Source organism: Rhodoferax sp. BAB1, from assembly GCF_013334205.1.
Lineage (GTDB): Bacteria > Pseudomonadota > Gammaproteobacteria > Burkholderiales > Burkholderiaceae_C > Hylemonella.
Map to the genome: position 1 here is coordinate 3443092 of NZ_CP054424.1, position 13972 is coordinate 3457063.

A 13972-nucleotide genomic window follows, 5' to 3' on the forward strand; every position below is an offset into this window, starting at 1 on the left:
GCCTTGCGAAATGCAGTGCGTAGTGCAATTTGTCGCGCATTGAGTATCAGCTATTGAAGTAGCGAGCAAGCCCTGGACCGTACTTCATTTGGCCGGTAAATTGAGCTTATGACGTCGGAAACCCTAGCTGAACTCGAAGACAGCCAAAGTCAAATCCCCGCCAAATTGGCGAACCAATCGGACTCGCTACTGCGTGTCTCGATCGCACACCTCGTCGCGCGGTATGGGCTGGTTCTAGATGGGCATGCGTTGGTTGAGGTGCTGCGCTACCCCTCGTTAAGCGCACTCGAGCGATCGATGCAGCGTGGGCATTTGAGGCTGAATACCCTCAAGTTGCCGAACCGGCGGGGGGTTTTCGTGCACGCACAGGAGCTGGCCCAGTATCTGGTGCGAGCAAGTGAGAACGAGCAAGACGAATCGGAAGATTCCCAAACTGAGTCGCCAAAAAGGACTCGGATTGAGAAAGGAGCGTGAGCAGAAAAAGCGAAACAGAGTGCAGAAAGCGGAAGGCCCGGCTCAGATTGCAGTCTGAAACCAGGCCTTTGAGTCCGCATCCTTGGAAGGGATGCCCTCACTGTAACCCTTAGCGCCTCCAGGATCAACACCTGGTACGTTCGGGCGACCTTTCTCACCTTTTCCATTCTCCAGTTACTGCTAGTTGTTGTTTGTCGTCGCGTTTTTGCGACGAACAAACTCAACTGGCCTGGCGGAGCTTTGCCTGCAGCGCATGTGAAAGGGCCTTTGGCCATTTTGAAAGGCAAGTGAAGTGAAACGATCTGACTATGACATCTATGACTCGTTGCTCCGCAGCGACTTTACGCCTGCAAGCAGGAATCTACCTAAGGATGTAGAGCTGCCACGTGGGCTGAGCTGGGATATGTTGCCCAACTTGCCCTTCGCGAACCGCAAGACGCGACGCCTTATCACTCGATCGGGTGCGAGGGTGCGAGGGATCCATCAGCATCCACGTACTGGGCGGTGTGAGTGGGAGTCCAGTTTGGAGCGTAGCCTGTACACGCTTTTGTCCATGGCGGGCTCGGTCAGCCGGGTCTTTAGCCAGCCACTCGTTATCAATCTCAATTCAGGTGAGTACACGCCGGACGCCCTGGTGTTCCTAGTGACTGGCAAACGTGTGTGGATCGAGTGCAAGCCGCGGCGCCATCTTGATGACGAGGTGCGGGCTAAGTTGACCGAAGCCGCACTGACTTTTATGGCTGCTGGCGACCGCTTCGTCATTGTTGACGAGTCTTGCCTGGATGAAAACCTACCTACGGTGGCTAACGCCAGGCTGTTTTCTGCCTGGTACGGGCAGCCGATGGACATCGTGCCCCTGGTGAGTGAGCCGCAGACCTATGCTGCTTTGACAAGTCAATACGGCGTCCATGCCGTTAATCGCGCAGTCGCCCGTGGCGACATGGTGCTGGACTTTGGCATTGAACTGTCGCAGAAGTCGTTGTTGTGGACCCCTAAGAAAGGAGAGCTTTATGAGCCCGATTTCCTTCGTGCCTAAAGCGAGATTCAGGCTCCTTGGGCGTTTGCTGACGATCCTGGGGATGAAAAAAAAGGAAGAGCAGACACAACTCGAGGTCATGGATGAAGACGGCGTCGCCCATGTTTACACGCAGGATTTTCTGCTGGATCAGTACTCGAAACGAAACCTGCGGGCGGCAGATTTCATCCAGGAAGAGGTTGAGCGCCTAAGCCAGACGAGAAACCCTCTTCTTAAGCTCTTGAGTGACCTTGGGGAGAGCGAACGCAAGGAGGGAGAAAGAAATGCCAGCCTACTGAATGCAATCAACGAGGAAGGCGGATTTCATCGGGGTAACGCTGACTTCTGGAAGGGGCGCTACGCTGTGCTCTGTAAAGAGCATGGCTTCAAAAGAGCACCAGATAGGTCAACGGTTCAGCGTTGGTTGCGGAAAGCGCAAGGAGCGACAGACATTCCGTTGCAAATCATTCTTGCCCCCAAGAATGAACTCAAAGGCGGTCGAGGCAAGATCCGGCTGACATCGGATGTGGAGCAGATTGTCGAGACTTGCGTCCAGGACATCTATCTCTCAAGTGAGAACACGCCGCTTACAGACTGTCATACCGAGCTGGTGAAGCGAATTGCAACGGAAAACGAATTTCGCTACAAGCAGAACAAACTCAAGCCAGTTAGCTACGGGCAACTTCGGCGCTATGTTCAAGGCATCGATGCGTACGAAATCCACGCAACTAGATTCGGCAGAGAAAGCGCGGGAAAAAAGTTTCGCGTCTCCCGGAGCAACACAAACCGTGTACGGCGAGCTCTGGAGCGCGTCGAAGTTGACCATACGCCGCTAGATATTTTTGTTGTCGATGACGACGGAGAAGTCCTTGGGCGGGCTAATCTGACCATCATCATTGACAAGCGCACAAGGGCCATCCTCGGCTACAACTTGGGATTCGCAGGACCGTCAACGATCTCTGTCTTACGAGCGATCAAGCACGCTGTTAAACCAAAAACGTACTTGCAGGAAAAATTTCCTGAGGTCAAAAACGATTGGCCCATGTTTGGACTGATTGACCTACTGGCTATGGACAATGGTTCTGAGTTCCATGCTGTTCCATTCAAGACGACTGTATTCGATATGGGCATTACACAAGAGTTGGCCTATATGCCTAGAAAACTGCCCTACTACAAGGGACTAGTGGAGTGGATACAGAAGTATTTGAACAGCAGTATCTCTGCGGGCCAGCCAGGCGCAACGATGTCACATCATGAGCAACGCAACAAAGAGCGGCCGCCGGAAGAGTATGCAGTTCATACGCTGGACAGCCTCCACAAGATGATGCATATCTGGATCTGCGACTTCTATCACCCGAAGATTCAAAAGAAGTTGGGAACGAGTCCTTACAAGATGTGGAAAGAGTTGACGTCCCTGATGCCGGTACGGCTACCGGCTAGCCAAGAGCACCTGGATCTCGCTTGCACTATTCCGACCACTCGAAAACTCCAAGCCTATGGTGTGGAAGTTTGCTACCTGCGCACCTTCTGCAACGAAGAACTCGAGCGTCTGTTGAGGCGGTACGGCAAGTCCATCACGGTCGAGGTTCGATACAAACCCTACAAGCTAGACCGGGTCTGGGTGAAAGATCCAGGCACAAATGAGTGGTTCATTGTCGAGAACTACGACTTGGAAACGCGCAACACCACAGAATGGCAGCAGGAGCAAGCGCAAAAAATTATCAGAGACGAGATGAAAGCGCATGACATGGTGCTGTCACTCGCCGAGGCCCTAGAGAAACTACGGTCGATTGGAAGAAACCTTCAGAGCGCAAAACCGATGGCTCAACGCCGACGGGCATTGAAGATGCTGGGGCTCCTGCCAGAGGTCAATTTGATTGACGAACCAGTCGAGGCACCAAAGCCGGAGCAACCCAAGAAAGCCAAAACAACGGCGTCCCGTCCGGCTCCAAACGTAGTCAAGCCCGAGCTGGTTCGGGAAAAGCGTGCAGAACCTCCAGCGCCTTCCTATCAAAACAAATTGCCGACATCAGGCGGGTACTTCGCAGTCAAAGCGCTGCCGGTCATGTGATTCAGAAAAAGCACTATGTTCAAACACAGCAAAAATATTCAAGCCGTATTCACGCCTGCATTTGAGAAATGCTGGAACGAAGTTGGCGCGCTGCATGTGGAGCAGAAAACTCTTTCAGATCCGAAGAACTTCATGATCCTCGGGGTCTCAGGTGTCGGAAAGAGTACTTTACTCAGCAAATATAAGGAGAAACATAACGATGAGGAGAGCAAAGGCGCAGGCCGCGTACCTGTCGTAACGTTCAGTGCGCCTGCGGCGCCCACGCCAAAAGCCCTGATGCAGGCAATCAATAGGGCCCTTCGCGGGCCAGAGACCGGAACAAGTGCTGAACTAATGCAACGCGCTGTTCAGTACATCAATCACTTCAAGGTTGAGATGCTGTTCATGGATGAAGCACACCATCTGATTGATCGTGGGCGTATGAAGACACATGCGCATCTCGGAGATTGTTGGAAAGAATTCAGTGATCAAGTTGGGTGCTGCATCGGGATGTGTGGCGCTCCCCGGTTGAGGCTGCTTTTCGAAACGAATAACCAGCTGCGGAACCGCTGGTCCTCTAGTTTTGTGTTGCGCCCTTTCTCATATGACGATGGTCAAGAGGCACTTGCAGGTTTTGTTTTTACTTTGATACAGGAAGGTGTGTCGGAAAATTGCCAACAATTTCTGCTCCAGTCGGACACGATCTCTCGAATTCAATATGCAACAGACGGCGTTCCAGCGGTTGTGGTGAAGTTCCTGCGGAGTTTGAAGAAGGTGATGACGGGTTTGGGTGAGCTGGACATGACAGTGTTAGATAAGGCCTGGAATTTCCATGGCACAGCCAGGCTGCCGACACACCGACGCCCCTTCCACAGGGACTTCAACTTCGAGCGGCTTATGGGATATGAAGAACCTTTCTATCCCAGCTCGTTCGATGGGGATAACCATGCAAATTTCTCCTGACTTAATCCCAGGCCTTCCTCATGTGCCTCCGTACAAAGAGGGGGAGCTTATCCAGTCCCATCTGAGACGGATTGCGGACGCCAATCACATCAGCCTTGGCCATTTGAGTCAAATGCTGGCGGGAAAAACGCTTCCAACGACCGAGATCGAGCGCCGTCAACTTGCGGAACGCATCGCCGAAAAGTTGGGTCATCCATCGGATCAAGTGGAGTCGCTGACTCTGCCGGGCTACTTGCTCCGCCAGGGTAATAAGTCCTCTAGAAGACAAGTCTGCCCAGAATGTCTTTCCCAGGAGGCGACGCAGACTGCGCTGCTAGCGGAGCCCGCGTACGCCATCTGCCCTATACACGGCTTGGCACACCTTGTGAAGTGCCCAGCGTGTCACAGGCAGTTGCTGTGGGGTTTAGGGAAGCGGCACGCATGCTTGTGCGGTTTTGACCTCCGTAACGGTGAGCGCGTCAAAGTATCAGCGGACACCCTAGAGCTATTCCGTGCCTGCCTTGAGGATCGACCGCTGGCAGACTTGCAGACGGCATTGTCGGTTGATACGCCAGCTACCAGGATGGAGCGCCTGAGAAGTGCCCTGGACTATCTGTCGACTAGATGTCCTGCGGATGAAAGCCCTCAAAGGGCTCGTCAAAAGTCAATGTTATCCAACGCGGCGTATCAATGGGACAGCATCGGCATGCGTGTTGAAGCAAACCCGTTGCGATTGATCGATGTCGTGATGGATATTGAGATGCAACTGGTCTACACCCAGACAGACCCTGGGCGAGCAGTTTCAAGACCCGCGCAAATACGTGAGGCGATTTCCTGGGCTCATCTTCGTAATCTTGCGATGAATTCTCACCAGCGCGTGATAAATCTAGAACAGACAATCGACATCGGTTGGATCGCAGAGATGCATGGTCTTGAGCCCCAAGACGTACTTGCCGTTCAATTAGAAACCAATAATCACATCTCGCCTCCCCTTCGCAGTGAGATGCGATCACAGTTAGGCAAACTGAAGCGACAACGCGGAGACAACCCTGAATGGGAGACGCAGCGAATTGCTGATTTGATCAGTCTGGTCCAGGAGCTCAGGTCGGTTCATGAAACAGAGTGGCTGAAGCGTTTTCGGATTGACGAGAAGGCCAATCTGTTTGCTTTCGTTGCGGCCGGGTCGCTTCAACCGTGGGCACCCGTTCAGATAGAGAACTGGCATGTGCTCCAGAGTGACGTTGAACGGGCATTTCGACCGGTTTCCGGTAGGTCATTCCCAGATCTGCAGCGGAAAGAGAAGAGCGATATCTACGCGGTGAATTTTCTTCAGATCTTTAGTGCTGATGTCGCACCGGCCGACTGGCTTGGTTTGTCCTGGCGAGAGATTGGGGAACGCGTGGAAAAGCTTGTTCGAATGAGTGAATGGCCCATTAGTAGTCCAGGTTGCCAGCAGAACCAGTTAGCCGCTCCTCTCGGCTTCTGCTCATTCCTGAAGGGAGGGCCATTACTAGTATGCGGGGATTCGACAGAAAAGCATGGCCTTGAGAGACTCGTACTAGTTGGCGAATCCTGGGAGGCAGTAGCTCTTGAGCTCGAGCAGGTGTGTTTGCGAGCGCAGGCTAACTTTGCCGGACTAAATGATTGGCAGCGCGTTGCTGCCAATGTCGCCTGGGATTACGCGCTTAGTATGAAGTATGGTGAGTCCGAGGTTGTGGCGAGGAATAGGGCGAACGCCAAGATGGTAACGGTCGAACCCTTTCCTCATAAGACGCTGTGTGCAGTGATCGAGCAATATGAAGCTCCTTAAGGCTAGCAATTAGAAGGAGTCGCCGCAGCGGATAAATCGATTAAGTGGGCGCTGTGTTTGGATGTCTAAGAAAGAGATGAAGCATCCATAGCGCGGGTCGACTATTACTGCGTGAGTGCTGAGAAGAGTAGGAAGAGTTCCAAGGTGCTAGATTTACGTCTACTACGAGGTCGTGCCCAACGAGCCTCTCGGTTTGCAATCGCGCTTCTGACTGATACTCAGCTATTGCAGAGTCGGCGACATAGCCAAGTAGACCGCCGATCAGCTCATCGGTGTACGGTTCTTCCTCACGAAGAAACCGGCCAAGGCCTTCTTCACCAAGGTATCGGTGTTCTATGTCAGAGCGCTCTCTAAGCGGCTTGGCCTCAATCACGAGCTCTGGCCCATTCGGGATATACGTCTCGTAGCGTAGGTCCACTCGTTTTCGATGGCTGCCAGCCAATTGACTTGAGCGGGCGGGCTTCTCATAAGTGAAATGGATCTGCCGAAATTCATGAGTGGATGGGAGATGGCGGAGATAATCTTCGACGTAGTCACCGATCTCATAGGTCAGTGCATTTTCATCGGGGCGTGCGGTTTTACCCTTTTGGCCTTTCTTCGGTTTACGAATGGCGCCTTTCTTGCCGCAAAAATCTTGCCAATCACGAGTAAGACGTTCTTCAGCGTGCTTGAGCGTCAAGATCGTGCAGGTCAAAAGATGGCGCATGAACGCCGCTTTGGTATCGACATAGCCCGCTTGTGCGGGCAGCTCAGTTGTTGAGAGTGGATGCAATTTAGCCACGGCTTGTTTGCATGAGTTGTTGCATCACAGTTGCGCCGTCAGCAAACGCTGCTTCAATAGTCCAGTGTTGTCGCCCTGCAGGTTTGGAAAGTCTCGCAATAGGAGCGCTGTATGTGATTTGAAGGCTGTCAGAAAACTCCGCAACTCCAGGCATCTTGATATTGACGTCGCTACGCTCAAGTTGGTCGACTGGTTTTGAGCCGGAGTGCTTTGACAGAGATATATACAAGTTGTATTTATTCGATGATGTCTTAGGCACTTCAGTCCAGATCTCTGGTCCGCCTTCAAGACAAATAGGCCGAACCGAGAAATCCAAAGCCTGGGAGTAGAGGGCAATTTCGTCAGCTGTTGGCGTACTGTTGAGCGTAGTTGGGGTTCCGCCATCCTCAAACTCATGACGAAACTCGGTGTACTCGATTGCAGCTTGAGCACTCCAGTCGACGAGTTCGGCGCGTTCACAAAACAGCTTAGTCCGACCTTGATCGTCTGCCGCCAGAAACGTTTCGATAAATGGATCATCTAACCCCTGAAACGGAACTGGCAATGTCAGCAAGTCGTTCTTCTCAAGCCGAGTCCGATCTAAGATCCAAAGGCGCCCATAAAGCGCATAGAGATAGTTTGCGATGCTGGACTCAAAGAAGACGCCCAAGGCAAACAAAAAGCGCTGGCGCAAGCTTCGAACAGCAGCATTAGAGGTGGGCGTCGTAAAGAAAATCGCATTAATTGAAGAGTTAAATGCGACAGGTCGCCATGAATATGCGAGGTTCGTCATGCTTCGTGGGACCAGAAGCACATCTCCTGAAAATCGCCTCACGAAATTGGGCGCAATATCACCGATCACTGCGGGATCAAGGGCGACCTCTTCGCCGTCTGGGAGCAAGGAGAACTGAAAACCACGGCCAATAGTTTTGACACCTGGGGCAACGCGGATGTCATTGGCTTTGTTTTTGTCCGCACCGTGAAGAAATTCTGGGTTAAGGCCGGTCTGCGAGGGCGACCCACCTTTGCGAAGCTCAAGACCCAACGTCTTTAGCAATTGATTCAAAGGAAGCAGGCGTCCAACAGCGGTGCTGTCCGAGATGAATCGCTTAATGTGCCTATCGACTGGACGAAGCATCAGTAGCTCGAACCAGCTCTCCTCACTGCGCTGCAAGTCTCGCTGGATAACGGTCTGCACCTGGGCCCTGTCTAGGGTAATCAACCAGGGATCGTCATTTACCGCAGCAGGTAGTTGGGCGCGAGTTGGTGAATAGCTCCAAACCTTGGTCGAAGAGCTTGGTGGACGATTCCGTAGCAGCACCGCACATGCTGCTTGTCGGGCATGCGAGAACAACGTGTATCGTAAGTGTGAGAGATTGACCACGCCGATCAATTCGATGTCACGTGCAAGCGATGTCGGAAACTTTGATGCACTCGGACCCACCAACGACTTCGTTGGCAGTACCAGGGCTGCGATACCACCTTGTTTTAGAAGGTTATGTGCGGCCCACCAAAGAGTGTGTTCGGCCGCCTCGTTAGAGTCAACTCTGTCGCCCTGAATGACCTCAAGTCTGTCCGCATGTCGCGTAATGTCCTGGATTTGTTGCCAAGGCGGATTCCCGATAACAACGTCAAATTTATGCGCGCGAACGTCAGTAGTCTGAATATCGAAGACGTCAGAGCAAATAACGTTGGTCTTGGCAAGTGGCGGGAAAAGCGTCTCAGAAGCCTTTCCTGCAAGACATGAGTAAATGTCTTCCTGCTCGACGTACTCAAGCATCGTGACGTACAAGGAAAAGGCCGTAACAGAGTGTGCAGAGCGACTCTTCTCAATCGCAAAAATAGAATTGAGAAGAAGCTCCCGGAGTTTGGAGGCGCTTAGTGCAGAGCGCTTCTTGGTGGCCAGCTCGTGCTCAATGATGCGACGGAACGCGCCGACTACAAAGACTCCCGATCCTGCTGTGCAATCAATAACCCGCAGCTCGGACGTAAGGGGAATCTCATCTTCGAGACGATCTAAGACGAAGTCGACCAAGAATGGAGGCGTATAAAAGACACCTTGGAGCCTCTTGCCGTCGCTGTCTTCTGATTCAAGGAATTGCTCATAGATGGCCGAGAGCGTTTCGGTCTGGAGACTAGAAAGAGCAAACTCGAAAAAGCTGAGCTGAATCCCATCGGCCTGAAGGTCGTCGCCGAGTTTGATGCAATCCCGAAGCAATTGAACATCAGCATCAGAGAATCCTTGTCGCTCGGCTTTGTTCAAAGGGAAAATAGTCCCGTTTAGAACTTTGTCCAAGGCATCAAATACGCTCCAAACCAACGTGGTTGACAGCTTTGCTCCACGGTCCTCAAAGCAGCTCGTGGCCTGGAACTGCTGTAGCCATTCGTTCGAAATCAATCCGCGATCACGAAGAATATAAAAATAGAGGAAGCGACCAATGAGCGCATTGGCCGCTCGCGCTGTGACGTTGCTTTGCCGAACCAAGCGTGCGCTGAGTGCCCCTAAGGTGGACAAGAGGCGTTGGTCTACACGCGCACTTGGATTGATGCTGAAGTCTTTCCATGAAAGGGAGGACAGCAATCTAGTCGCGTTGAACTGATCAAGAGAAGTAAGCTTCGGCCCAAAAGAATTGCCAAGCGTAAGTTCCTCTGAAGGAATGGCCGAGATCTTGGATAGCCAGTCGGATTCTGTGAACGCGAAATCAAATCCTTCGCTCAAAAAGACCGTCTCAGGCGTACAAATGATTAGGAGAGGTACTAGTCCCTGGCTCCAGACTTTGCGATGCACATTAAGTCTGGCAGATTGCGCGTCTGTCGCCGTGGCGATATACAGAAGAGGTACGAATCGGCGTTTTTCAGTTCCGGTACCGGTCTGCCAAGTACCAAATGCACCTTGGACGCCCATGGTGTCACGTGCTTGGCGCAGTGCCCCAACGGGGCCACAAATTGCATCGAAACGCGATGCCTCAACCCACGCGTCCGAAGTGCGGAAGCCAAGGCGGTCGACAATTTGGTCGAAGGTGCGAGTCACGGCAATCTATCCCAACTAGGCGGCAGTCTTTGGGCCTGGGCGGCTGCCTGGCTTATGAAGAGTTCGAACATTGCTCGCATTCGAACCGCTTTCACCAATTGGGAAGACGTTGAAGCGCGCAAAAATGGTGGCGGGATCAAGGCCGCGATCCGCGCATTCACCAAGCAAGATCACCAGCATGGTGTATGTCCGCGGCACGGTGCCAGACTTCGCATAGTTCGACACCGAGCTTGGCCGAACACCCAAATAAGCTGCGAACTGATTGATAGTCAGTCCAGCCTTGCCCAGGTGTCGACGAAATTCCGAGTACGGCATCATGATTTTGAGATTGTCTCATGATTTTATGAGAAAGGCTCATTTCAAGCGCTCCGGGATCAAGGCGCTTATGTGCCATTTCTGCCGATTTTGGAGCTGGGCAATTATCTTGAAAAAGACAGGGGAAAAGGCGATTTCTATAGACAGAACGCAGGGGATCGTTTCTGAAGTTGTTGCCTAAGTCATTGATTTTTCAGAAGGATTTAGGGCATCTTCTTTGGTACCCTCCAAGAGGGGGCCCAAGGGGCTCGGTAGAATCGACCGATGGAAGCCTTTCTGATTTCGACCGGCCTGGTCGCGCTGGCCGAAATGGGCGACAAGACGCAGCTCCTGGCCCTCATCCTGGCGCTTCGTTTCCGCAAACCCTGGCCCATCGTGGCCGGCATCCTGGTGGCCACCGTGGTCAACCATGCTTTGGCCGGCGCCGTTGGCGCCTGGGTCACCACGGTGCTGGGACCGGTCTGGCTGCGCTGGATCCTGGGCCTGTCCTTCCTGGCCATGGCGGTCTGGATGCTGATTCCCGACAAGATCGACGACGAGGGCACCGACCGCGCGCCGCGCTGGGGGGTGTTCGGCACCACCGTGATCGCCTTCTTCCTGGCCGAGATGGGTGACAAGACCCAGATCGCCACCGTGATGCTGGCCGCGCAATACCAGGCCTGGGCCTGGGTGGTCGCCGGCACCACGCTGGGCATGATGCTGGCCAATGCGCCTGTGGTCTGGCTGGGTGAACGCATGACACGCCGCATCCCGATCCGCCTGGTGCACCTCGTCTCGGCGGGGATCTTCGTGGTGCTGGGCCTGGTGGTGCTGTTCGGCTGGGGCGCTTAGAGCCTGTCAGCCTTGATCCGGCTTGCGCCGGTAGATCACGTAGTAGGCCAGACCCACCAGCACACTGCCCCCGACCAGATTGCCCGCAATCACCGGCAGCAGGTTGCCCAGCATGCCGCCCCAGCTGACCGGGGTCGTGGCGCCCAGTGGGCCGAAATGCTGCAAGAGCATGGCCAGCGGCATCAGGTACATATTGGCGATGCTGTGCTCGAAGCCGGCAGCGACAAAGGCCATGATGGGAGGCACCACGGCCACCGCCTTGTCCACCACGCTGCGCCCGGCCATGGCCATCCACACAGCCATGCAGACCAGCACATTGCACAGTACGCCGCGGAAGAATGCCTGCAGTGGCGGCAGGTCCTGCTTGGCCAGGGCGATCTTCACCACCTGCTGCCCGATGGCACCGCCATTCAGATCGGTGTGCCCGCTGGCAAACACCAGCACGGCCAGGCCGGCCGCGCCGATGAAGTTGGCCCCGCACACCAGAACCCAGTTGCGCAGCACCTCGAAGCTGCTGATGCGGCCATCGGCCCAGGCCATGGCCAGCAGGTTGTTGCCGGTGAAGAGTTCGGCGCCGGCCACCACGACCAGCAGCAGGCCCAGCGAGAACACCAGGCCACCCCCGATGGCGCTGGCGGCAAAACCCAGCGTGGCATCCGACTTGACCAGCACAAAAAGCATGGCCCCCAGCCCGATGAAAGCGCCCGCGAGCACACCCAGCATCAACAGAGGCAGGGTCGGCAGGCGCGCCTTGCTCACCCCGACCGATTCGATGCGCTGGGCGATTTCACTCGGGGCGTAGGCGTCGGATCCGTACAGCTCGGACATGGTTACTCCGGTATCGGGTGGTGAAGACTTGGACTTATACTAATCCTCAGCGCCGATTTGAACCCGATTGCGGGCGCCGGAACCCTGGAGTTCCGAAGTTCAGCTAAACAGGCAAGGTGTTTCCGTCATCTGAGACCCGGCCCAGCTGAACGCTATGCCGGGTTTTGTTTTTTGAGCCACAGATGTTGATTGCCCAGCCTCAGGCCATGACCTTCGACGCCGCCCTGCCCCTGCAGAGCGGCGCGAGCATCCGCGGCTACACGCTGGCCTACGAGACCTACGGCACGCTCAATGCCGACAAGTCCAACGCCGTGCTGATCTGTCACGCGCTCAATGCCTCGCACCATGTGGCCGGCGTCTACGAAGGCCAGCCGAAAAGCGAGGGCTGGTGGGACAACATGATCGGCCCGGGCAAGCCGGTGGACACCGACAAGTTCTTCGTGATCGGCGTCAACAACCTGGGTTCCTGCTTCGGCTCCACCGGTCCCATGCACGTCAACCCGGACACGGGCAAGGTTTACGGCGCCGATTTCCCGGTGGTGACGGTGGAAGACTGGGTCAGCGCCCAGGCGCGCCTGCTCGATGCCCTGGGCATCCAGACCCTGGCGGCCGTGATGGGTGGCAGCCTGGGCGGCATGCAGGCCTTGAGCTGGACGCTGCAGTACCCGGGGCGCGTGCGCCACGCCGTGGTGGTGGCCAGCGCGCCCAACCTCAATGCCGAGAACATTGCTTTCAACGAGGTGGCGCGCCGCGCCATCGTGACCGACCCGGATTTCCATGGCGGCCATTTCTACGAACACGGCGTGATCCCCAAGCGCGGTCTGCGCATCGCCCGCATGATCGGCCACATCACCTACCTGAGCGACGACGTCATGAACGAAAAGTTCGGGCGCGAACTGCGCAGTGCCGTGGCCGGCACGGTGCGCGAGGGCTACCAGTACACCACGCAGGACATCGAATTCCAGATCGAGAGCTACCTGCGTTACCAGGGCGACAAGTTCAGCGAGTACTTCGACGCCAACACCTACCTGCTGATCACCCGGGCGTTGGACTATTTCGACCCGGCGCGCCGGCACGATGGCAATCTGAGCCGCGCGCTGGCGGCCGCACGCTGCAAGTTCCTGCTGGTGAGCTTCAGCACCGACTGGCGCTTTTCACCCAAACGCAGCCGCGAGATCGTCAAGGCCCTGCTCGACAACCGGCGCGAACTCAGCTACGCCGAGATCGATGCGCCGCATGGACACGACGCCTTCCTGCTGGACGATGCGCGCTACATGAAGCTGGTGCGCTCCTATTTCGAGAATATCGAGGGAGAGCTCAGGTCATGAGCGATCGCCGGACCCTGGAAACCATCGCCAGCCTGGTGCCGCAGGGCGCCCGTGTGCTGGACCTGGGCTGTGGCGACGGCGCCTTGCTGGCCCATCTGCAGGCCACGCGCGGCTGCAGCGGCTACGGCATCGAGATCGCCGACGACAACGTGCTGGCCTGCGTGCGGCGCGGCGTCAACGTCATCCAGCTGAACCTGGACGAGGGCCTGTCCCTGTTCGAAGACCAGAGCTTCGACGTGGTCCTGCAGATCGACACCCTGCAGCACCTGCGCAATGCCGAAACCGTGCTGCGCGAGACCGCGCGCGTGGGCAAGACCGGCATCGTGGCCTTTCCCAATTTCGCCCACTGGCCGAATCGCCTCAGCGTGCTGGGCGGGCGCATGCCCGTGACGCGCCGCCTGCCCTACCAGTGGTATGACACACCCAATATCCGTGTCGGCACGCATGCCGACCTGGAAGTGCTGGCCCAGCGCAACGGCCTGCAGATCCTGGACAGCTTCGGCCTGCACAATGGCCGTCTGCGGCGCTTCATGCCCAATCTGCTGGCTAGCACTGCGGTGCTGAAGTTTTCGCGTTGAAGCCCGACGT

General features: G+C 55.4%; 10 protein-coding genes and 1 pseudogene. 8 read left to right on the forward strand and 3 right to left on the reverse strand.

The window, feature by feature from the left end:
- Nucleotides 1–997 precede the first annotated feature (997 nt).
- The 5 genes and pseudogenes from HTY51_RS16715 to HTY51_RS18695 all read left to right on the forward strand — a co-directional run bounded on the left by HTY51_RS16715 (nucleotide 998) and on the right by HTY51_RS18695 (nucleotide 6291).
- A complete protein-coding gene (locus tag HTY51_RS16715; RefSeq protein ID WP_174253788.1) occupies nucleotides 998–1510 on the forward strand; it encodes a hypothetical protein in 513 nt (170 codons plus the stop codon).
- Nucleotides 1485–3560 carry a Mu transposase C-terminal domain-containing protein gene (locus HTY51_RS16720; protein WP_174253789.1) on the forward strand — a complete coding sequence of 692 codons (2076 nt, stop codon included), beginning with the start codon at nucleotides 1485–1487 and terminating at the stop codon, nucleotides 3558–3560. The genes HTY51_RS16715 and HTY51_RS16720 overlap by 26 nt, the downstream gene beginning before the upstream one ends.
- A gap of 15 nt (nucleotides 3561–3575) precedes the next feature.
- Nucleotides 3576–4502, forward strand: a complete 927-nt coding sequence (locus HTY51_RS16725) for a TniB family NTP-binding protein (protein WP_174253790.1) — start codon at nucleotides 3576–3578, stop codon at nucleotides 4500–4502.
- Nucleotides 4486–4797, forward strand: a pseudogene (locus HTY51_RS18855) (TniQ family protein); the annotation flags it as partial. The gene HTY51_RS16725 and the pseudogene HTY51_RS18855, both read left to right, overlap by 17 nt.
- A 351-nt stretch (nucleotides 4798–5148) precedes the next feature.
- Complete coding sequence (locus HTY51_RS18695; protein WP_254606915.1) at nucleotides 5149–6291, forward strand: hypothetical protein; 1143 nt, start codon at nucleotides 5149–5151, stop codon at nucleotides 6289–6291.
- Between the two features lie 40 nt (nucleotides 6292–6331).
- On the opposite strand, the gene HTY51_RS16735 is transcribed toward HTY51_RS18695, so the two are convergent.
- Both HTY51_RS16735 and HTY51_RS16740 read right to left on the reverse strand, forming a co-directional pair.
- Nucleotides 6332–7072 carry a hypothetical protein gene (locus tag HTY51_RS16735; protein ID WP_174253792.1) on the reverse strand — a complete coding sequence of 247 codons (741 nt, stop codon included), beginning with the start codon at nucleotides 7070–7072 and terminating at the stop codon, nucleotides 6332–6334.
- Nucleotides 7065–9956 carry a class I SAM-dependent DNA methyltransferase gene (locus tag HTY51_RS16740; RefSeq protein WP_174253793.1) on the reverse strand — a complete coding sequence of 964 codons (2892 nt, stop codon included), beginning with the start codon at nucleotides 9954–9956 and terminating at the stop codon, nucleotides 7065–7067. Before HTY51_RS16740 ends, HTY51_RS16735 begins: the two co-directional genes overlap by 8 nt.
- Nucleotides 9957–10661: 705 nt before the next feature.
- On the opposite strand from HTY51_RS16740, the gene HTY51_RS16745 reads away from it, so the two are divergent.
- A complete protein-coding gene (locus HTY51_RS16745; protein WP_174253794.1) occupies nucleotides 10662–11228 on the forward strand; it encodes a TMEM165/GDT1 family protein in 567 nt (188 codons plus the stop codon).
- A gap of 6 nt (nucleotides 11229–11234) precedes the next feature.
- On the opposite strand, the gene HTY51_RS16750 is transcribed toward HTY51_RS16745, so the two are convergent.
- On the reverse strand, nucleotides 11235–12056 hold the full coding sequence (locus HTY51_RS16750) for a formate/nitrite transporter family protein (protein WP_174253795.1): 822 nt from the start codon (nucleotides 12054–12056) through the stop codon (nucleotides 11235–11237).
- Nucleotides 12057–12238: 182 nt separating this feature from the next.
- Between HTY51_RS16750 and HTY51_RS16755 the strand changes: the two genes are divergently transcribed.
- Together HTY51_RS16755 and metW are read left to right on the forward strand one after the other, a co-directional pair.
- The gene (locus HTY51_RS16755) at nucleotides 12239–13384 is read left to right on the forward strand and encodes a homoserine O-acetyltransferase (protein WP_174253796.1); all 1146 of its coding nucleotides are present in this window, start codon (nucleotides 12239–12241) and stop codon (nucleotides 13382–13384) included.
- Nucleotides 13381–13962, forward strand: a complete 582-nt coding sequence (gene metW, locus HTY51_RS16760; RefSeq protein ID WP_174253797.1) for a methionine biosynthesis protein MetW — start codon at nucleotides 13381–13383, stop codon at nucleotides 13960–13962. Before HTY51_RS16755 ends, metW begins: the two co-directional genes overlap by 4 nt.
- Nucleotides 13963–13972 lie beyond the last annotated feature (10 nt).